At 64.2% G+C, this 20,322-nt stretch carries 21 protein-coding genes; 12 read left to right on the top strand and 9 right to left on the bottom strand.

What is annotated here, in order from left to right; all coding sequences use genetic code 11:
* Positions 1–325: 325 nt before the first annotated feature.
* From Q0877_RS11435 to Q0877_RS11405, 7 genes are read right to left on the bottom strand one after another with little or no spacing between them, the layout of a single operon-like run.
* Positions 326–1,432 carry a Gfo/Idh/MocA family protein gene (locus Q0877_RS11435; RefSeq protein WP_299167884.1) on the bottom strand — a complete coding sequence of 369 codons (1,107 nt, stop codon included), beginning with the start codon at positions 1,430–1,432 and terminating at the stop codon, positions 326–328.
* Positions 1,417–2,112 carry a ThuA domain-containing protein gene (locus Q0877_RS11430; protein ID WP_299167883.1) on the bottom strand — a complete coding sequence of 232 codons (696 nt, stop codon included), beginning with the start codon at positions 2,110–2,112 and terminating at the stop codon, positions 1,417–1,419. Before Q0877_RS11430 ends, Q0877_RS11435 begins: the two co-directional genes overlap by 16 nt.
* A gap of 29 nt (positions 2,113–2,141) precedes the next feature.
* On the bottom strand, positions 2,142–3,146 hold the full coding sequence (locus Q0877_RS11425; RefSeq protein ID WP_299167882.1) for a sugar phosphate isomerase/epimerase: 1,005 nt from the start codon (positions 3,144–3,146) through the stop codon (positions 2,142–2,144).
* A gap of 17 nt (positions 3,147–3,163) precedes the next feature.
* Complete coding sequence (locus tag Q0877_RS11420; protein ID WP_299167881.1) at positions 3,164–4,348, bottom strand: Gfo/Idh/MocA family protein; 1,185 nt, start codon at positions 4,346–4,348, stop codon at positions 3,164–3,166.
* An 8-nt stretch (positions 4,349–4,356) separates the two neighbouring features.
* Entirely contained in the window at positions 4,357–5,256 is a 900-nt protein-coding gene (locus tag Q0877_RS11415; protein WP_299167880.1) for a carbohydrate ABC transporter permease, read from the bottom strand.
* Positions 5,253–6,179 carry a carbohydrate ABC transporter permease gene (locus Q0877_RS11410; RefSeq protein ID WP_299167879.1) on the bottom strand — a complete coding sequence of 309 codons (927 nt, stop codon included), beginning with the start codon at positions 6,177–6,179 and terminating at the stop codon, positions 5,253–5,255. Before Q0877_RS11410 ends, Q0877_RS11415 begins: the two co-directional genes overlap by 4 nt.
* Complete coding sequence (locus Q0877_RS11405) at positions 6,180–7,499, bottom strand: ABC transporter substrate-binding protein (RefSeq protein WP_299167877.1); 1,320 nt, start codon at positions 7,497–7,499, stop codon at positions 6,180–6,182. It lies immediately after the preceding gene.
* A gap of 198 nt (positions 7,500–7,697) precedes the next feature.
* Here Q0877_RS11405 and Q0877_RS11400 point away from each other — a divergent pair, with 198 nt between their 5' ends.
* The 9 genes from Q0877_RS11400 to Q0877_RS11360 all read left to right on the top strand — a co-directional run bounded on the left by Q0877_RS11400 (position 7,698) and on the right by Q0877_RS11360 (position 16,494).
* A complete protein-coding gene (locus Q0877_RS11400) occupies positions 7,698–8,720 on the top strand; it encodes a LacI family DNA-binding transcriptional regulator (protein WP_299167876.1) in 1,023 nt (340 codons plus the stop codon).
* Positions 8,721–8,772: 52 nt separating this feature from the next.
* Positions 8,773–9,459, top strand: coding sequence for a GntR family transcriptional regulator (locus Q0877_RS11395; RefSeq protein ID WP_299167874.1), 687 nt, complete (start codon positions 8,773–8,775; stop codon positions 9,457–9,459).
* Positions 9,460–9,572: 113 nt separating this feature from the next.
* Positions 9,573–10,571, top strand: coding sequence for a sugar phosphate isomerase/epimerase (locus Q0877_RS11390; protein WP_299167873.1), 999 nt, complete (start codon positions 9,573–9,575; stop codon positions 10,569–10,571).
* Positions 10,572–10,640: 69 nt separating this feature from the next.
* A complete protein-coding gene (locus Q0877_RS11385; RefSeq protein WP_299167870.1) occupies positions 10,641–12,380 on the top strand; it encodes a dihydroxyacetone kinase family protein in 1,740 nt (579 codons plus the stop codon).
* A complete protein-coding gene (locus Q0877_RS11380; RefSeq protein WP_299167868.1) occupies positions 12,373–12,840 on the top strand; it encodes a ribose-5-phosphate isomerase in 468 nt (155 codons plus the stop codon). Before Q0877_RS11385 ends, Q0877_RS11380 begins: the two co-directional genes overlap by 8 nt.
* Before the next feature lie 4 nt (positions 12,841–12,844).
* Complete coding sequence (locus Q0877_RS11375; RefSeq protein WP_299167866.1) at positions 12,845–13,795, top strand: 3-hydroxyacyl-CoA dehydrogenase family protein; 951 nt, start codon at positions 12,845–12,847, stop codon at positions 13,793–13,795.
* A 3-nt stretch (positions 13,796–13,798) separates the two neighbouring features.
* Positions 13,799–14,560: a triose-phosphate isomerase family protein gene (locus Q0877_RS11370; protein WP_299167865.1), complete on the top strand. Its 762-nt coding sequence runs from the start codon at positions 13,799–13,801 to the stop codon at positions 14,558–14,560.
* Between the two features lie 86 nt (positions 14,561–14,646).
* Positions 14,647–16,056 (top strand): GntP family permease, encoded by a 1,410-nt coding sequence (locus Q0877_RS11365; RefSeq protein ID WP_299167864.1) that lies wholly within the window; start codon positions 14,647–14,649, stop codon positions 16,054–16,056.
* 81 nt (positions 16,057–16,137) lie between these two features.
* Positions 16,138–16,494, top strand: a complete 357-nt coding sequence (locus Q0877_RS11360; RefSeq protein WP_299167862.1) for a hypothetical protein — start codon at positions 16,138–16,140, stop codon at positions 16,492–16,494.
* Between the two features lie 96 nt (positions 16,495–16,590).
* On the opposite strand, the gene Q0877_RS11355 is transcribed toward Q0877_RS11360, so the two are convergent.
* Both Q0877_RS11355 and Q0877_RS11350 read right to left on the bottom strand, forming a co-directional pair.
* The gene (locus Q0877_RS11355; RefSeq protein WP_299167861.1) at positions 16,591–17,055 is read right to left on the bottom strand and encodes a TetR family transcriptional regulator; all 465 of its coding nucleotides are present in this window, start codon (positions 17,053–17,055) and stop codon (positions 16,591–16,593) included.
* A gap of 117 nt (positions 17,056–17,172) precedes the next feature.
* Positions 17,173–17,535 (bottom strand): hypothetical protein, encoded by a 363-nt coding sequence (locus Q0877_RS11350; protein WP_299167859.1) that lies wholly within the window; start codon positions 17,533–17,535, stop codon positions 17,173–17,175.
* Positions 17,536–17,662: 127 nt separating this feature from the next.
* Here Q0877_RS11350 and Q0877_RS11345 point away from each other — a divergent pair, with 127 nt between their 5' ends.
* From Q0877_RS11345 to Q0877_RS11335, 3 genes are all read left to right on the top strand, one after another.
* Positions 17,663–18,361 (top strand): HAD family hydrolase, encoded by a 699-nt coding sequence (locus Q0877_RS11345; RefSeq protein WP_299167857.1) that lies wholly within the window; start codon positions 17,663–17,665, stop codon positions 18,359–18,361.
* A gap of 73 nt (positions 18,362–18,434) precedes the next feature.
* Positions 18,435–19,547, top strand: coding sequence for an alcohol dehydrogenase catalytic domain-containing protein (locus tag Q0877_RS11340; protein ID WP_299167855.1), 1,113 nt, complete (start codon positions 18,435–18,437; stop codon positions 19,545–19,547).
* Between the two features lie 55 nt (positions 19,548–19,602).
* Positions 19,603–20,316: an endonuclease/exonuclease/phosphatase family protein gene (locus tag Q0877_RS11335; protein ID WP_299167968.1), complete on the top strand. Its 714-nt coding sequence runs from the start codon at positions 19,603–19,605 to the stop codon at positions 20,314–20,316.
* Positions 20,317–20,322: the final 6 nt, after the last annotated feature.

The raw sequence follows: 20,322 nt of genomic DNA, 5'->3' as shown, positions 1-20,322 counted from the left end.
AGACGGATCTGTCGTGATTTGCCGGGCGTCGTTGAACGCCCACGTTGGGGCAGCCCGCCTGGTTCGCGAAGAACCTGATGGCACGCATCTGGGAGCCGGGAGTTCTGACCGTCAAGACCACCGAGTGTGAAGCCCTTGGCCGGCACGGATCCGCGAACCTACTTCTGGACGCCACACCACGAAAGGTCGCCGCAGCTTGTTCTGGTGCGGATGGACCATATCGACGCCGAAGAGCTCGGCGAGTTGTTGGAAGACTCCTTCCTGATGGCGGGTGGCCGCTTCGAAGGGAAGTGGCCGGTCACTCCACCCGAAAACCGCTCGAACCCTAGGCCACCGGCTGCGGAACTTCCGTCAGCGGCACCACTGAAGGCCGGTCCGCTCGGCTCCGAACCGCGACGGACGCTCCGGTGGACGCGGAACGAAGCAGCGACTCCATGACGTCAAGCACGTGATAGGCCAGTTCACCGTTCGCCCTATGCTGCTCCCCCGCAGGCGTGTCCGCCATATCCGCCAGACCGTAGCCCCGCCCGGCGTCCCGGTAGCCGGCGCTGACGGGCAGCACCTTCCAGCCGGCGTCGCGCTCGGTCAGCGTGCAGATTTCCACGTCACCGTCGAACACATTGGGATCCGGCACAATCAGGCTTGCCGTCTCACCGTGGATCTCGATGTTCGGGGATCCTGTCTGCACTGCGTCGAAGCTCATGATCAGGGTCGAGAGCGCACCGGATTCATGCACCAGCACCCCGGTCACGTGAGTATCGGTGGTTACCGGAACACTCTGGCCGGCGCGTGAACCTGAGCCGATGGTCCGCGAAGTACGGGTATGGCTTGCCGCACCGATCACCGAGACCACCGGCCCCAGCAGCGTCACCAATGCCGTCACGTAGTACGGCCCCATATCCAGCAGCGGCCCACCGCCGGGAACGTAGTAGAAGTCGGGGTTGGGGTGCCAGCGCTCGTGGCCTGGCGTCACCATGGTGGCCGTCGCCGAAATCGGCGCACCGATCAGCCCGTCGTCGATAGCCTTACGGGCGGTCTGGATACCCGTGCCCAGCACGGTATCCGGCGCGCACCCGACGCGGACGCCGGCCGCGTCGGCGGCGTCGAGCACCTCCCTCGCTTCCTCGGTGGTCGCGGCGAGCGGCTTCTCCCCGTAAACGTGCTTCCCGGCGTCGATCGCCCGCAGCGCCACCTCCGCGTGCGCGGCGGGAATCGTGAGGTTGAGGACCGCGTCGATGCTGTCGTCGTCCAGCAGTTCATTCACGCTGAGCGCCCACACGCCCGGCTGCGAGTCCGCGACCGCCTGCGCCCGCAAAGGATCGAGATCCGCAACCGCCACCAGGTTCACGGACTCCAGTTGCGGGAAGGTCTCCAGGTACTTCGCAACGATGGCTCCACAGCCAATGATGCCTACATTCAGCGGCTTGCCCACAGCATGCCCCTTTCGATGATGGTGCGTACGTTTGGATCGTCGAGTACCTCCACCCGGTGCCCGGGTGTAGCGACGAAGATGCGGCCCTTACCCCACTGGCGGGTCCAGATAGCCGGTGACGTGACCGGACGGTTCCAGGCGTCCCACTCGCGCACGGCCTGCGTGGTGGTGGCAAGGACATCGATGTAATCGTCTGCCAGCACCCAGTACTGCTCGGTGACGAGGTCGAAGTCCCCGATTCCCTGGGTGATCGGATGGTCCGCCGCAGCGGGCAGCATGTTCACCCGGTACGGCACGTAGTTGTCCGACTGCTCACCGGTGCACTCGTCCGGATGCTTGCCGGGGTGGCACGCGAAGGACCCGCCGATCAGGTGAAGGTAGTCCGACTCGTTCCGGTAGGAGTCCGCAATGCCGCCGTGCCAGCCTGCCAGTCCCGCACCGGCTTCGACCGCCGCTCGCAGGCCCCGGAACTCGTCCTTCTCTATGGTGCTCATCGTGTTGCACTGCACGATCAGGTCCACGGTGGCCATGTACTCAGGATCCGCATAGATCTTCGGCGATTCCTCAACGCGGACGTCGTAGCCGCTTTCCTTGAGGAAGGGGATGAAGCGCTCGGTGGCTTCGATGGGCTGATGTCCATCCCAGCCGCCGCGGACTATCAGGGCGAATTTGCTCGTCATTTCAAAGTCTTTCTGTAGGTACGTCAGGCTCAGCGCCCGGTGGAGAATGCGGCGTCGAACGCTGCTGCCGACGGCGCTATCTCGCCCAACTGACGGACGAGCGCCAGCGCCTGCGGTGCGCCGATGAGGCGGTCCATGCCCGCGTCCTCCCACTCGACGCTGACCGGGCCGTTGTAGCCGATGGAGTTGAGCATGCGGAAGATCGGTTCCCACTGCACGTCACCGTGACCGGCGGTGACGAAGTCCCAGCCGCGCCGCGGATCTCCCCAGGGCAGGTGCGATCCCAGCCGTCCGTTGCGGCCGTTGAGCTGCCGCACCGATTCCTTCACATGCACGTGGAAGATGTGCTCCGCGAAGTCCTGCAGGAACATCACCGGGTCCAGGTCCTGCCAGATGAAATGGGAGGGGTCGAAGTTCAGCCCGAAGTTCTTCCGGTCGGCCATGACATCGAGCGTGCGGCGGGTGCTCCAGTAGTCGTAGGCGATTTCCGAGGGGTGCACCTCGAGCGCAAAACGCACACCGGCGTCGTCGAACGCGTCCAGAATCGGGTCCCAGCGGTCCTTGAAGTCCTCATAACCGGCATCGATCATCGACTCCGGAACGGGCGGGAACATGGCCACGCACTTCCAGATCGAGGAACCGGTGAAGCCGGTGACCGTATTGGCGCCGAGCCGGGCGGCAGCGTGGGCCGTTGCCTTCAGAACGTCGGCCGCACGACGGCGCACCCCCTCCGCTTCCCCATCTCCCCACACGCGCTCGGACAGGATGCCGCGATGGCGCTCATCAATGGGGTCATCACAGACCGCCTGTCCGGTGAGGTGGTTGGCGATCGCGTGGACCTGCAGGTTGTTCCGCTCAAGAATGTCGAGGCGGTTCCGGAGATAGGCATCGTCTTCCACCACGCGCTCGGGGTCGAGGTGATCGCCCCAGCAGGCGATTTCCAGCCCATCGAAGCCCCACTCGCCCGCGAGTCGCGCCACTTCCTCGAACGGCAGATCCGCCCACTGGCCGGTGAACAGTGTTACTGGTCGCATTCGGTTCTCCCTCTCAGTCATCTTTCGACCCGCTGCCAGCGGGATTCGTTGGTTGCGCTCTGCTCCACCGCGGCCAGCACCCGCTGCACCCGCAAGGCATCAGCGAACGACGGCGACGGCTGAGTTCCGCTGCTCAGCGCAGTCACCAGTTCCACCACCTGATGCGTGAACCCGTGCTCGTAGCCGAGGCCGTGCCCCACCGGCCACCAGTTCCCCGTGTACGGGTGGTCCGGTTCGCCCACCTGAATGCGCCGGAAGCCGGAGGTGCGGCTGTCATTGCTGCCGTCGTAATACTCCAGGACGTTCATGTCCTCGAAGTCGAAGGCGATCGAGCCGGCCGATCCATTGATCTCCAGCCGGATAGCGTTCTTCCTGCCCAGCGCAAAGCGGGTGGCCTCAAAAACTCCGATCGCACCGTCGTCGAACCGGGCGGTGAAGGCGGCGGCGTCGTCGACCGTTACCGGCCCTTTCTCGCCCGTTGAGTCGCCCTTGCCGCCGAGGCCCACGAGGTCACCGCCGACCGGCCGCTCGGTCACGAAGGTCTCCATCAGTGCCGAGACGCCGGCGATGTTCGAGCCGGTGACCCACTGGGCCGCGTCGATGATGTGGGCACCGATGTCGCCCAGGGATCCGGAGCCGGCCTTGGCCTTGTCCATCCGCCAGGTCAGCGGGGTCAACTCATCCGACAGCCAGTCCTGCAGGTACTGTGCACGGACGTGGCGGATGGTTCCAATCCGGCCTTCCTGCACCAGTTCCCGCGCAAGTGTCAGCGCCGGGGTCCGGCGGTAGCTGTAGCCGCACATGGCCTGGATGCCGTGCTGCGCTGCTGCCTCGGCGGCAGCAACCATGCGCTCGGCTTCCTCCACCGAGTTGGCCAGCGGCTTCTCACAGAGGACGTGTTTGCCTGCCTCTAACGCCGCAATCGCAATCTCGGCATGCGTGTCCCCGGGAGTGCAGATGTCGATGAGGTCAATGTCGTCCCGCGCGATGACCTCGCGCCAGTCGGTGGCCGTCTCGTTCCAGCCCATACGCTCGGCGGCCTCCGAAGCGGCGTCGGCGTTCCGTCCCACCAGGACGGACAGCTCGGGCCGCAGCGGCAGGTCGAAGAACCGCGGCGCGGTGCGCCAGGCGTGGGAGTGGGCGGCACCCATAAACGCGTAGCCCACCATGCCAACCCGTAGGGGGGTCTTGTTCTGTGTCATGAAATCTCCTACTTGCTGAAGCCGGCAGTGAGCCCGCTGACCAGCTGCTTGCGCGCCACGACATAGAGCACCAGCAGCGGCAGGGTTGCCAGCACGACGGCGGCAAGCACCGCCGGGATGTTGATCGTGAATTCACCCTGGAACGCCCACAGCGAGAGCGGCAGCACCCGCTTGTCCGGACTCTGCGTCAGGATCAGCGGGAAGAGGAAGCCGTTCCAGACCTGCAGCGCGTTGTAGATGCCGACGGTCACCACGGCTGGCCGGGTCAGCGGCAGGGCGAGCCGCCACATCATGCTGAACTCGGAGCAGCCGTCCAGACGCATCGATTCGAACAGCTCCTTGGGTACATTCCGCAGGAAGTTGGACAGGATCAGCACCGAGATCGGGATGGCAAACGCGATCGAAGGCAGGATCAGCGCCAACAGCGTGTCATAGAGCCGGGCACGGGTGATCATGTAATAGATCGGGATGATCGTGGCGTGCAGCGGGATCGCGAGCCCCATCAGGAACAGGGTGTTGGTCCAGGTAATGAACCGACCGCTCCCCCGCACCACGGCGTACGCCGCCATAAAGGACACCACGAGCGCCGGCAGAACCGTGCCCAGCGTGACAATCAGCGAGTTCAGGAAGTACTGCGCGAAACCCTGCTCGAGGACGAAGGCGTAATTGTCCAGGGTCGGCTCCAGCGTCGGGGCAAGCGGATTGCTGCCGAAGAAGCCGGCCTGGTTCTTCACGCTGGTGATGACCACGTAGTAGATCGGCAGGATGATGACTGCCAGCCAGATCCAGCCGCCCAGACCGCCGAGGAGGTTGGGCCGGTGGCCGGAGCGCCGTCGTCGTCGTTCAGGTTGTTGCGGGTGGGAGCCCTTCTTCGTGGCCCGGGGCGCCTCGGTGGTGATGGCCATCATGCTCCTTCCAACTGGCTTGCGGCGCGGTTCCTGCCGCCGAGGCTCTGGACGAGGACCGCAAGCCCAAGCCCGACGACGACGAGGATGACTCCCAGCGCGCTGGCCGCACCCATGTCATTGGCCTGGAAACCGGTGAGATACATGTGCAGCGGCAGCAGCCGCGTGGCGTAGCCGGGACCGCCGGCCGTCAGCACGAAGATCAGATCGAAGTAGGCAAGCGAGCCGACCACCATCAGCGTCGAGGACGTGATCATGGTGTACTTCAGCTGCGGCAGCGTGATGTGGAAGAACTGCTGCATCCGGCCGGCGCCGTCAATCTGCGCAGCCTCGTAGAAGCTGGCCGGGATCTGCCGGACGCCACCCTGGTAGATCAGGGTGTGGAACGGCACGAACTGCCAGGCGATCACGAACACGACGACGAACAGCGCCAGATCCGGATCGCCCAGCCAGTCCTGGGCGAGGAAGGGAAGGTTCAGCCCGGGACCCACACCGAAGTTCGGATCCAGCAGCGCCTTGTAGGCGATGGCGACGGCGGCTGAGGAGAGCAGCAGCGGAACGAAGTAGATGACGGCGAGCAGCGCGCGGTAGCGCTGGGTGCCGGCGGTGAAGACGCCGAGCAGCAGGCTGATCGGCACCTGCACGATTAGGGAGAAGAACATGATCTTCACCGTCACCCAGATGGCGTTCGCTGTGACCGGGCTCGTGAGGGCGGTGATCCAGCTGTCGAAGCCGGTGAGGGTGATGTCCCCGAGTCCGTTCCAGCTGGTGAAGCTGAGGAAGATCACGCCGGCCAGCGGGATGATCGCAAAGATAACGAAGAACACCAGCGCCGGGGCCGCGAACCAGCCCAGGGAGGCGCCGCTGCGCCTTCCCGGGGCGGGCCGCACCGGTAGCGCCGGAACGGTTTTGGTCTGCAGAGCCATTTACTCGCCCAGCGTCCCGTTCATCGTCTCCGCGAACTCTTCAGGAGTAATTTCTCCCAGGAAGATGCGGTCCAGGTTGGCGAGCATGGCGCTGCCCTGGTCCGGGCTCAGCGCCTGGTCCCAGGAAAGCTGGAAACTCGGGGCCTCGGTGGCCATGGTGTAGACCTCGGTCAGGAAATCTTTGTCCTCCGACTGCGCGAGGAGCTCTTCCGCGCCGACGGTCGGCGGGATGGCGCCGGACTCGATGAGGTCCTGAGTGTATTCCTCGTTGTACAGGCCGTCCTTCAGGTACTCCAGTGCGGCGTCCTTCTGCTCATCGGAGGCACTCGCTGAGACCGACCAGAAGTTGCTGGGGTTGCCCACGATGTTCTCGGGGTCTCCCGCTCCACCCTCGACCGCGGGGAAATTGAGGTAGCCGAGGTTGCCGGAGGACACGAAGTCCGGGGCGTCATTCTTCAGCGTCTGGTACACCCAGGCGCCCTGGAGCAGCATGGCTGCCTTGCCGGTGTAGAGCAGGGCGGCGTCAGCACCGCCGTCGGCCGCCACGGAGGAGAAGCCGTTGATGAAGCCGTCAGCCTCGACAAGTTCCTGGATCATGGTGAGCGCTTCAATCACAGCGGGATCTGACCAGGCTTCCTCTTCACCGTCCAGGATCGCCTTGAATACCTCAGGTCCGCCGACACGGTCCACGAGGTAGGAGAACCACATCAGGTTGGGCCACTTGGACTGGCCGCCGAGTGCGAACGGAGCAATGCCGGCCTCGTTGAACTTCGGCACCAGGTCCATCAGCTCATCCCAGGTCTGGGGCGGCTCGGCACCGATCTGCTCGAAGAGTTCCTTGTTGTAGTACATGACCACGGGCTGCATGCCAGTGTAGGGAAGGGCGTAGCTGGTGCCGTCAATGACGCCGTTGTCGAAGACCGCCGGGATGTAGCGTTCCTTCACCTCGGGGTTCTCCTCGAGGAAGGACGTCAGGTCCATCACGTGGCCCTCATCGACGTAGGACTGCAGCACGCCGCCGCCCCAGCCGTGGATGAGGGTTGGCCCTTCGCCTGCACCGATTGCAGTGCGGACCTTGGTCTTGTAAGCGTCATTGGCGAAGTAGTCGAGCTGGATCGCGGCGTCGTTGTGCGCGGCGTTCCACGACTCAACCGACGCACCGGTGACGGCCTCGTTGGCGCCGGTCAGCGCCCACATGGTGGGGGAACCCGCATCAGCGGTGGTGTCCTGGGGACCGCTGCTTCCGCAGGCTCCCAGGGTGAGGGTCAGCGTCAGGGCCGACGCAACGGCCGCCATGCCGGAAAGCTTGGAGTTCTTCATTCGAGAGTTCCTTCCTCGATCCGGGCCCACGTTGGCTCCGGTCGATAAACAGGCTGTTGCCGAGAAGTGCTTGTCTTGATTAGTTTCGAAATGTTTCGAAAGATGTTTCGATGTGTGTAAAGTTATCTGCATCACACGGGCCGGGTCAATAGGCTTATTGAAAAAGTCAGAAAACACTCCAGATCGGAAGAGGAAGCGGTGGCAACGACCAACACCACAACGCCGAAGGCAACGCTTGCCTCGGTGGCGGAAATCGCCGGAGTGTCCATTCCGACCGTTTCGAAAGTCCTCAACGGCAGGGACGACGTCGCGGCCGCCACCCGTGACCGGGTGCTGGAGGTGATGCGCAGCCTCAACTACCGCTCTCCCTCTCCGCGGAGGCGCACCGATTCGGTGATGATCGACGTCGTCGTCGAAAGCGTCACCACCGCCTACTACAGCGAGGTGATGGACGGGATCCTCGAGTGCACCAGCGAAAACGGTGCGGAAGTAGTGCTGTCCGCCATGTCGCTGGAAGCTGCCAGCGCTGCCGAGCGCGTACGGCGAATGCTCGACGCCGGCAGGCGGGGTCTGCTGCTCGTGACCTCGAAGTGGGGGCCCAGTGACATTTTGACCTTCCAGGAACGCGGCATCCCCGTGGTTCTGGTTGATCCGCTCAATCCGCCCGGATCCGACGTCGTCAGTGTGGGTGCCACCAACTGGGCCGGCGGCAAGGCGGCCACTGAGCACCTGCTGGATCTTGGCCACGAGCGCATCGCCCACCTCGGCGGGCCGGTGCGTGCCGAATGCAGCCAGGACCGCCAGCACGGCTACATGGCGGCGCTGCTGGGACGCGGCGTTGAGGTGCGGCCGGAGTACATCATCTCGCGGGACTTCACGCGGTCCTTCGGAATCGAGGGCCTGGCCCAGCTGCTGGAGCTGCCCGAGCCGCCCACCGCGATTTTCGCGGCGAACGACACCATCGCGATCGGGGTCTGGGAGGAAGCGCGCCGGCGCGGCATGAAGCTGCCGGGTGACCTCAGCATAGTGGGATTCGACGGCACCTCCTTTGCGGAGGCGACCATGCCGCAGCTCACCACGGTTGAGCAGCCACTGCGGGAGATCGGCCGTGCAGCCGCGCGGACCCTGTTGCGCCAGATCGACGGTGAGCAGCCCGATTCGACGCGGATAGAACTTGCCACGCGGCTCCTGGTGCGGGAGTCGACTGCTTCGCCGAAATAGCGGGGCCTTCGCCCTCCCCGAGGTTTAGGCGCCTATCCTATAGGATTTAACAATGCCTGCTCATCCTCCCCGCCGCGCCCTGAACCGCCAGGTCCTTGCCGACTACGTGCATGAAGAGCTGATGGCCTCGCTGATCGACGGCAGGCTGGAGGCGGGGGCGAGTCTCAGCATCGACGGCATTGCCCGGGATCTTGAGGTTTCACCCACCCCCGTCCGCGAAGCGCTTGCGAGGCTCGAACACACCGGCATGGTGCGGCGGATAGCGCTCAAGGGTTACCGGGTGGCGCCCCTCTTCACGCCGCTGGAGCTCAGCCAACTGGTTGATGCGCGCCTGGTGATCGAACCGGTCAACGCTGAACTGGCCTGTGCCCGAAGCACCCCTGAGCTGTTCGACGAGCTGCAGCACACCATCGAACAGCTGCGCACGGCTCCAACCGGAGCGTCGTATGCGGAGTTCCGTGATTACTGGAAGGCGGACGAGGACTTTCACCGGCTCATCGCCGAACATGCCGGCAATCCGTTCATCCTCAACGCCTACAAAACGCTCGGCGGGCAGGTGCAGCGCTTCCGGTTCTTCGCAGGCCTTGGCGTGACGGACGCTGACACAGCCATCGAGGAGCACACGGCAATCCTCAAAGCCTTCGCGGCGGGGAATCCGGCAGCGGCCCGCGAGGCCATGATTGCGCACCTGAACGGCGTGAAAGAACGCTCCATTCTCGACAGTGTGGAGCACCCCTGAGCAACTGGCTCATTCGCTTCCCCTGACCGCGCCGTCGTCGTCCGCTTGATCTTGACACTGTGAGCGCGATCATGGATCCTATAGGAAATACGATTACCACAACGGAGTGAACCATGGCTTACACCGCAGACAACTGGCCCATCACCGCTGCACCGCTGCAGTTTCCCCATGAGGGGGCTGACGGCATCACCATGCAGGACGCCGAGCCCACCGCCTGGGAAGGTGTTTTCCGTGAGGTGCGGGACGCCGGTTTCGACAACATCGACCTCTTCGATGGCTGGGTACGCCCCGGTGACCTCTCCACCGACCGCTTGGACCAGCTGAAGCTCGCAGCCGACAACGCCGGCATCGGAGCGCCCGCCATCTCGGCCATCCGCCGCAGCGTCATCGACGAGCAGAACTGGGAAGACAACCTCGCCTACAGCCACCGCACCCTGGAGGCCGCCGCGCAGCTCGGTTGCGAAGTCGTCTCCTTCGGACTGCACCAGGCGCTTACCCCTGAGCAGAAGAAGCAGCTGTGGTTCTGGACCGTCGAGGGTCACAAGGATCCCGAGAACGATCCTGAGACCTGGAACAAGGCTGTTGAACGGATTCGTGAGCTCGGCAATCACGCAGCGGACCTGGGCTTGCTCGTGTCCCTGGAACTGTACGAAGACACCTACCTCGGTACCGGTGACTCCGCCGTCCGGCTCGTCCAGGACATCGACCTGCCCAACGTCGGCCTCAACCCGGACCTCGGCAATCTGGTACGTCTCCACCGGCCGATCGAATCCATCCAGGAACTCATCGCAAAGACCGTGCCCTACGCGAACTACTGGCACGTGAAGAATTACCTGCGGGACGAGAACCTTGCCCGCAACCAGTTCGTTGCGATGCCCGCGCCGCTGGAAACGGGCGTCATCAGCTACCGGGAAGCGTTCCGCACCGCCCTTGCTTCCGGCTTCCAGGGCATCATCTGCGCCGAGCACTACGGAGGAGACGGGCTGAGCGTATCCGCCAGCAACCAGGACTACCTGCGCAAGAAGATTCTTCCCAAGACCGAGGACTATGCTCTGGGCACGCCCCTCGTTGCGCAAGGCCGGCAGAAGCCGCGCCAGACCGCCAGCCAGTAACATCCCACCGCACTGTCAGTTGCTTTGTACTTGCCTTTCACTTGCTACTCACGAATTCAATGAGGAACGATGACACGCATTTTTGATGACCCCGCGTCCTTCGCCGACGACGCCCTCGACGGTTTCGCTGCGGCAAACCGCCGGTACGTGGCTCGCGTTGACGGCGGTGTGGTCCGGTCCACCGAGATGGACGAGGGCCAGGTTGCCCTCGTGATCGGCGGCGGCTCCGGCCATTACCCCGCGTTCGCCGGCCTGGTGGGTCAGGGACTGGCCGCCGGATCGGCCTGCGGCAACATGTTTGCCTCCCCCGCAGCCGGACAGGTCTACCGCGTTGCCCGAGCGGCGAACAACGGCGGCGGTGTCCTGCTCAGCTACGGCAACTACGCCGGCGATGTGCTGCACTTCGGGCAGGCTGAGCTTCGGCTCAATGCCGAAGGAATCGACACCCGGACAGTGCTGGTCACCGATGACATCGCCAGCGCGCCCATCGACCAGCTGGAAAACCGCCGCGGCATTGCAGGCGACCTAACGGTCTTCAAGGTTGCCGGCGCCGCTGCGGAAGCCGGCCTTTCCCTCGATGACGTGGAACGCCTCGCCCGCAAGGCGAACTACCGCACGCGCTCCCTGGGCGTTGCCTTTGACGGCTGCACCCTCCCGGGCGCCGAGGAACCGCTGTTCTCGGTGCAGCCGGGGCACATGTCGCTCGGACTGGGCATCCACGGCGAGCCGGGTATTTCCGATCACCCGATGCCCACGGCGTCCGAGCTGGCCGATCTGCTGGTCTCCAACCTCCTCGAGGACAAGCCCGACGACGCCGGCAGCCGCGTTGCAGCCATCGTCAACGGGCTGGGAACCGTCAAGTACGACGAACTGTTCCTTCTCTACGGCCGGATCGAGGCGCTGCTGGGCAAGGCAGGGCTCGAGATTGTCGAACCCGAGTGCGGTGAGCTGGTGACGAGCCTCGACATGGCCGGTGTCTCCCTGACCCTGCTGTGGCTCGACGACGAGCTCGAAACCTACTGGTCCGCTCCCGCTGACACTCCCGCGTTCCGCAAGGGCAACGTTGCAGCGCGCGCCCACCGGGACGTGCAGGAACTGGCGACCGCAGCAGAAGCACCCGTCGAACCACCTACTGAGGCGGCAGCCGCGCTGAGTTCGGGCGCCGTCGCACTGCTGGAGGCCGCTCGCGCCGTGGTCATCGAACACGAGGACGAGCTCGGCAAGATGGACGCGGTGGCCGGCGACGGCGACCACGGCATCGGCATGCGCCGGGGTGTTGACGCTGCGGCCGACGCGGCCGGGCAGGCAGCAGCTGACTCCGCTGGCGCAGACCGCGTGCTGATTACGGCAGGCGAAGCCTGGGCGGAAAAGGCAGGGGGAACCTCCGGTGCGCTGTGGGGCTCGGGACTCATCGCCGTCGCGCACTCGCTGGGGAACCGGGAGTCCTACGGGCCGGAGGACGCACTCAACGCGGCGTCGGCTTTCAGCGCCGCCATCACCAACCTGGGCAAGGCCGAAGCCGGTGACAAGACCATGGTGGACGCCCTGCTGCCCTACATCGAAACCTTCACCGCACGCACGCGGAACGGTGACCCTGTTGCCGATACCCTCGCTGCCGCAGCCGGTGCCGCGACCGACGCTGCTGCAGAGACCGCTTCCCTCCGCCCGAAGAAGGGGCGCGCACGGCCGCTTGCCGAAAAGAGCATCGGCCACCCCGATCCCGGAGCCGTGTCCTTCGCACTGATTGCCGAGGCACTGGCACATACGTTCCAGGAACTGACCACCAAGAAGGAGCAAACCCATGAGTGAGAAACTGCGCATCGTCATCGGTAATGACGAAGCAGGAGTCGAATTCAAGACCGCCCTCAAGGACCTGATGGAGGCCGACGACCGCGTGGAGTCGGTGCTCGACGTCGGTGTGGGCAGCAACGATTCCACTGCGTACCCCCACATCGCCGTCGACGCCGCCCGCAAGGTTGCCGCAGGCGAGGCGGACCGCGCACTCCTGATCTGCGGAACCGGCCTCGGCGTCGCCATCGCGGCGAACAAGGTGCCGGGAATCCGTGCGGTCACGGCCCACGACAGCTACTCGGTTGAACGCTCCGTTCTGAGCAACAACGCGCAGGTCCTCACCTTTGGCCAGCGTGTCATCGGGCTGGAACTGGCCAAGAAGCTCGTTCACGAATGGCTGAGCCACCGCTTCGACGAAAACAGCTCCTCCGCCGCCAAGGTCGAGGCAATCTGCTCCTACGAACCGAAAGAGAACTAAGAGAATGACCCGCAAAGTTGCAATAGTCGGATCCGGTTACATGGGCGGCGGAATCGCCCAGGTCCTCGCCCTCTCCGGCGCCACCGTAGCGCTCTCTGATGTCTCGGCCGAGATCGCGGAGAAGAACTACCACCGCCTGATCGCCGAATCCCGCGATTTCGTCGCAGCCGGCCTGTTTCCCGAAGGCGCCACCGAAACGCTCGAGAAGAACCTCGTTGCCGCTGCCTCCGTTGAAGAAGCTGTAGCAGACGCGGACTTCATCGAGGAAGCTGTTCCCGAAGTCATCGAGATCAAGAACGATATCCTCGCCCGGATCAGCGCCGCTGCCCGGCCGAACGCCATCATCGGCTCCAACACTTCCACCATCTCCATCGGGGAAATGGCCAAGACGGTCACCAACCCGGAGCGCTTCCTCGGGGTGCACTTCTCCAACCCCTCGCCGTTCATTCCCGGCGTCGAAATCATCCCCCACACCGGCACGGATGAGGCAGTAGTCACTGCCGCCCGCGAGATTGTGCACTCCACCGGCAAGGAAACCGCCGTCGTCAAGGACGTCACCGGGTTTGTGCTGAACCGACTGCAGTACGCGCTGTTCCACGAAGCTACCCAGCTCGTCGAGGAAGGCGTAGCCACACCGGAAGACATCGACACCCTAGTGCGCACCACCTTCGGTTTCCGGCTCCCGTTCTTCGGACCGTTTGCCATCGCCGACATGGCCGGGTTGGATGTCTACAACTTCTGCTACAAGTCCCTGCAAACTGACTTCCCGGAGCGGTTCGCCACCCCGAAGGTCCTCACGGACCTGGTCGACGCCGGGAAGCTGGGCACCAAGACCGGTGCCGGTTTCCTTGACGTTCCCGCCGAGCGCACAGCCGACCTCATCGCCTACCGCAACAAGGCCTACGTCCTGATGCAGAAGCTGATCGAGGATCTCGGCCCCGCTCCCCTGCACTAACCGATGGCCATTCCCCGTCCCCGGTACGTCGGTGTCAGCACCAAGATGTACCTCGGTTACCGCCAAAGCCTCACCTGGCTGGAAGGCATCCGACAGGAAGTCCTTGCCAGGCCCGCTTTGGCGGGACGAGTGCACAGCTTCGTGGCGCCGTCGTTCCCGGTTCTGGAAAGCGCGCAGCGCATCTTCTCCGGCACGGACGTGACGGTGGGAGCCCAGAACTGCAGCACGGGAGTCGGAGCCCTGACCGGTGAGGTCAGCGCAGGTCTTCTCGCTGAGCTCGGCGTGGGGCTCGTGGAGATCGGTCACGCCGAGCGGCGAAGCCTCTTCGGTGAGGACGATGCCACCGTTGCACGCAAGGTGACGGCGGCAATCACCGCCGGAATGACACCGCTGCTGTGCATCGGGGAACCTGAGCGATCGAGTGCCGAAGAGGCCGCTGAATTCTGCCGTGCCCAGGTGGAATCGGCGCTCGCCGGTGGAGCGGGAACCGAAGCGGTCATCTTGGCCTACGAGCCGGTCTGGGCTATCGGAGCGCCTGCTCCGGCGCCCACTGACTACGTGAACGACGTCGTCACCCGGCTCCGGAAACAGCTGACCGGCGAGGGCGAAGCAGGAGTCCGGATCATTTACGGCGGCAGCGCCGGTCCCGGCCTGCTCCCCCGCCTCGAGGCGGTCGACGGACTGTTCCTGGGCAGGTTCGCCCACGACCCACAGAACTTCGGTCTGGTGCTGGATGAGGCACTAACCGCTGCCGGCACCCAGTAAACCCTGAATCAAAAGAACGACCAGCCCTGCAACCAGCAGGGCTGGCTACGCATGCGCCAACGATGTTGCCCTAGGAGTTTCAACCCATGGTCCTTCTACCGATGACTACCCAGGCGGTGACGAGCGGACTACCCGTCCCCGCCCTGCTGCTGATTGCGGTTGCCGCCATCGCAGTCCTGCTGTTCCTCATTATCAAAGTGCGGATGCACGCCTTTTTCGCGCTGATCATCGTCAGCCTGCTCACCGCGGTGGTGGCAGGCGTTTCAGCCGATGAACTGCTGGACACCCTGATCGGTCCGTTCGGACGCACGCTCGGCAATGTTGCACTGCTGGTCGGATTCGGAGCCGTGCTGGGACGGATCGTGGAGACCTCGGGCGGCGCCAAGGTGCTCGCCGACCACCTGCTGCACCGGTTCGGTGAAAAACGGGCACCGCTTGCGCTTTCGGTTGCCTCGTTGCTGTTCGGCTTCCCCATCTTCCTTGATGCCGGCTTCATTGTGATGCTGCCGATCATCTACACGGTGGCACGCAGGCTGGGCGGAGGCCTGCTGCTCTATGCGCTGCCGGCCACCGGTGCTTTCCTCATGATGCACGCCCTCGTGCCGCCGCACCCGGGACCCGTAGCGGCTGCGGGAATTGTAGGGGCCGACGTCGGACTGGTTCTGATGGTTGCCCTCCTGGTTGGTCTTCCCACCTGGTACGTGGCCGGCTACCGACTTGCCCTGGTGCTTGCCAAGCGGAGCCCTGAGCTGCCCGTACCGAACCTGCTGGGCGAGCCGCCGAAGAACGACACCAACCCGCCGAAGTTCAGCACCGTCCTGCTCCTGCTCCTGCTGCCGCTGGTGCTGATCTTCCTCAACACCGGCCTCAACACGCTCAGCGCTTCCGGTGTGGTTCCGGCTGATGCCCTGTGGGTCCAGATCCTGGTGTTCATCGGCAACACTCCCATTGCACTGCTGATCTCCACCCTGCTGGCCATGTACCTGCTGGTGGTCCGTCCGCGGACCGGGTCACTCGGCGGCGCGTTGGAGGACCTTGTTGACGACGCCCTGGCGCCGGTCTGCTCGATCATCCTCATCACCGGTGCAGGCGGAATGTTCGGCGGGGTGCTCACCGCTACCGGCATTGGCGGGGCAATGGCCAACGGCCTTGACGCGATCGGCCTCCCGCTGATCCTGGCCGGCTTCCTGGTTGCCGTCATCATGCGTGTTGCACAGGGCTCGGCCACCGTCGCCGGCACCACTGCCGCAGGCCTGATGGCTCCCGCAATCGCGGCCTCGGGCGTGACCAATCCCCTGGCCCTCGCGTGCATCGTCGTAGCTATCGTCGCGGGTGCCATCACGTTCTCGCACGTCAATGACTCCGGCTTCTGGCTGGTCAGCCGCTTCCTGGGGATGAGCACCACAACGGCGCTCAAGACCTGGACCGTCATCGCCACAGCGATCGGCTTCATGGCCTTCGGCCTGGTCTGGATCCTGTACCTGTTCGTCTCGTAGCGCAGTAGACGCACTGCACACGCGCAGAAAGCGCCGGGCACCGTTGGGTGTCCGGCGCTTTTTGGCACTTAGGCTGGTGCCATGGAATTCCTTCGCAACCTGCTCCTCGTCCTGCACTTCGTTGGCCTCGCGGCCATCCTCGGCGGCGTGATCTCGCAGATCCGAAGCATGCGCACCGGCGGCGCCGTCGTCACCCCCGGCATCATGCACGGCAGCTGGCTGCAGCTGGTCACCGGACTTGGGCTGGTCGGCGTCATCGAAGCCGCAGATCTCGCCGAAGTGGACAACATCAAAATCGGCGTCAAGCTTCTGGTGATGATCGCCGTCGTCGTACTGGCCTTCATCAACCGCAAGAAGGACGCAGTGCCGTCCGCGATTTTGGGAGTAATCGGCGGGCTGACGCTGCTCAACATCATCATCGCGGTGTTCTGGCGGTAGGAGTGCGGCGCGCGCTGCTGCCGCGGCCCGTGCGCAAGCAACTGCAAGCCTCATCGAGGCGGGGCCGGCAGGACAAGGTGACTCCGCCCGGTGTTGCTAAGAGCTTTTGCCCTGCCGCTCCCGCAGTACTTCATTGAGCCGGTCGTCCGTCAAGTAAGTCAGACCGGTGAGGACCTCAGTGATCCGTTGCCTGTCCTCGGGCTTGAAACGAGTGCTGTCCAGGATATCCGAAACCCACAGGCCATCCATGGCAAGACGAACGATGATCCCGATGATGCCCACGGGCTGCCGCGGGTCCAGATCCTCCCTGTCAAGGCGCTGATTCAAGTAGTTCAGGGATTCCGCCAGGTTGGGCCGCTTGATGGCTGTCGTCAGTAGCGCTGCCTGGTTCTTGTTTTGGTTCGCGCTCACATCGGAGAACGCCGCGATGTAAGCCCGCTCCTCTGCCCCCGAGGGGTCCGGATCAGCATCCGCACGCTCGCCCAGCTCGTGAACCAGATCAATGATCAGTGATTCGACATCCCGCTCGACCTCTTCGACCGGCGCTCCATCCTCGAACACGCTACCTCCTGGTTTCGGCAGTTCCGTCAATGGGAATTCAGTCTAGCCAAGGACCATCACCGGATCAGATCACTACCGTCATACCGGCGGCACTAAGTGGGCGCTGATAGGTGGGCTCTAGACCGTCATCCCGCTGGGGAACGCGCTCGAGAAAGCAGCAGCGAAAAACAGAACCCACGCGATGATGAGCAGGATGCTGAGTGCGCCAAGAATGATCGCGACCCAGCCCAGCAGTCGCCCGCCCGCTGCCGGTTCGCCCATCCGCTCAGCCTTGTTCGCGCTACTGATTGCCAACGGTCCGAAGACGAACCAGAACAAAAACATCCCGAGCACGCCGTAAGCAAGCGAGAGCTGGGCTGCGCGCTTTCCCTCGTAGTCTGAACCTGCGTAGCTCGTGCCCGGGGACCTGCGGGTGCTGACGGTCGCAAAGGGCTGTTCACTCGGGTACGGGGCGCGATTCTGGGTGGAGTAACTCGACATGGGTATTCCTTCTGAGACAAGGTTGGTAGTCCGGGATCCTGTTGGTGAGTTACCGCCATCACACCCGTAGTGGAGCACATCCTATTGCACCAGACGAAGTTGCACCCACACCAAGCAAGGCGGAAACATGACACAACAGCACGACGGCGTCCGCGGCGTCCTGTTCGACGTCGACGGCACGCTCGTGGACACCAATTATCTGCACACACTCGCCTGGTGGCAGGCCTTCCGCCGCTTTGGCCACGACGTCCCCATGGCGGCCATCCACCGCACAATCGGGATGGGCGGCTCCACCTTGATCGAGCACCTCATCGGGGCGGACCGGAACAAGGATCAGGACGAGGAGCTCGAGGACACCCACGGAGCACTGTTCTCAGCTCAGTGGCCGGCTATTCGCTCCTTCGACGGCACCCGCGACCTGCTGAAGCATTGCGCGGAAGTGGGCCTCGCCGTCGTGCTTGCCACGTCCGCGAACAACGAGGAACTGGCCGTCCTGAAGAAGGTGATCGATGCCGATGACGCGATCACCGGCGCCACCACTGCAACCGACACCGGCGTCAGCAAGCCCTCCCCCGACATCCTCGAAGCAGCGCTGAAGGTCGCGGAACTCGAGGCCGGAGCGGCAGTGTTCATCGGGGACGCCGTCTGGGACGTGCTCGCCGCCAACAACCTCGGCATGCCCACCATCGCCGTCACTACCGGTGGCACCAGCGAGGCTGAACTGCGCGACGCCGGTGCGGCCTACGTCTTCGACAATGTCCGTGAACTGCTTAACGCGATTCTTGCCGGCGAGATTTCGGAACTGTCGAAAGGAACCGGCCGATGAAGCCGGATTATCCCTGTGCGCTCACCCGACGGCGCCTGGCCGCCACGACCTGAATCACCGGATAAAGGCACCCATGAAAATCACTGGCGCAGTCCTCGAAGAAATCGGACGGAGCCGGCCCTATGCCGACTCCCGCCCCATCAGCATCGGTGAGGTGGAGCTTGATCCACCGGGACCCGACGAAATCCTGGTGCGCATCGAAGCGGCAGGGCTATGCCACTCGGATTTGTCCGTCGTCGACGGGAATCGGGTGCGGCCGGTCCCGATGCTGCTTGGACACGAGGCGGCGGGCCGGGTCGAACAACTGGGCGATGCCGTGACGGATCTCGCCGTTGGCGATCGGGTCGTCATGGCGTTCCTTCCTCGCTGCGGCGAATGCCGGAACTGCCGCACCGAAGGGAAGCTTCCGTGCAGCGTCGGATCGGCTGCCAACAACGCGGGCGTACTGCTCGACGGCGGGCAGCGCCTTCACCGTAACGGTGAGGACATCAAGCATCACCTGGGCGTATCCGGCTTCGCTACCCACGCCGTCGTGAATCGAAAATCAGCGGTAAAAATCGACGACGACGTCCCGCCGGAGATCGCCGCCGTCCTCGGTTGCGCTGTCCTGACCGGCGGCGGTGCGGTCATCAACACCGGCAAGCCACAGGACGGTGACACGGTAATCATTGTGGGGCTGGGCGGCGTCGGCATGGCTGCGCTGATCACGGCGATCTCGCTGGCTAAAGGCGACGTCATCGGCGTCGATGCAGTCCCATCGAAGCTGGAAACGGCACGGAACCTGGGCGCCACCGCCGTCTACACACCGCAGGAAGCGCTCGACGCCGGGCTCAAGGCACCCGTCGTCATCGAGGCCGCAGGGAACGTTCGGGCTTTCGAGACGGCAGTGCAACTGACTGACGTCGGCGGCACCACCGTCACGGTAGGGCTTCCCTCGCCCGGCGCGCGCGCTTCGATTGCACCGCTCGGGCTCACGGCTGAGGCACGCATGATAGTGGGCAGTTATTTGGGATCCGCGGTACCGGAACGGGACATTCCGAAATACGCCCAACTTTGGCGCGAAGGGAAGCTGCCCGTCGAGGCGCTCATTTCCTCGCATATTGCGCTGGACGACATCAATGAGGCGATGGACCAGCTGGCTGAGGGGAAAGCAATCCGGCAAGTCATCGTGTTCGACAGGCACTGAGAGTGTCTAGACTGAATCTGCTTCTGCCTTCCACAGCCAAAGGAGTGCGGCCCTGATACGCACCATCAGCTACAACCTTCGTGAGCACAAGGCCCGGGGAGAGCTCGAAGCCCTCGCGCAGGACTACGAGGTTGATCTGCTGTGCCTGCAGGAATGCGATGCATCAGACCTGCCCGACATCGTCGGAGACCTGCAGATGGCCACCGCCACCAAGGAGAACCGCTTGGGGCTGGCGATGTACTACCGGCGGGAGCGGTTCGACATGGTCAGGGCCGATTCGTTCTCCCTGAAAAAGTCGCTGCACGACCGCGTGCTTACGCCGGCTCATGAGCGGCTGATCGGCGTAAAGCTCCTGGATTTGGAGACGGACCATACGCTGGTTGCCGGTTCCTTCCATGCCGCTCCGCTGACTGCGTCCAACTCGTTGCGCAGACACCAGATCAACGCCGCGCACGCCGAACTGCTCAGCATGGGGGACGACTTCGCGACGTTGATGGTGGGCGACTTCAACTATCCGTTCTTCACCCAGAAGCTAACCGAGCGCATGAACGAGTCCGGTTACGACCTGTCTTTGAGCGACCGCCGCACTTACACACGAGGCATGGTCTTCCGGGGGCACTTCGACTTTGCGACGTCGCGCGGGCTGGACATTGAGAAGGTAGAAACCCTGCCTCGTGGGGCGTCGGACCACTTGCCGATTCTGGTGCTGGCCGACTACCGGGAGAGCGGCGACGAGCCGGAGACGGTCGAAGAGATCCAGCCCGCCTAGAATTGT

Origin of the sequence: uncultured Arthrobacter sp., from assembly GCF_947495145.1 — a bacterium.
GTDB lineage: Bacteria > Actinomycetota > Actinomycetes > Actinomycetales > Micrococcaceae > Arthrobacter_D.
This window is presented reverse-complemented; position numbering and strand designations above follow the sequence as displayed.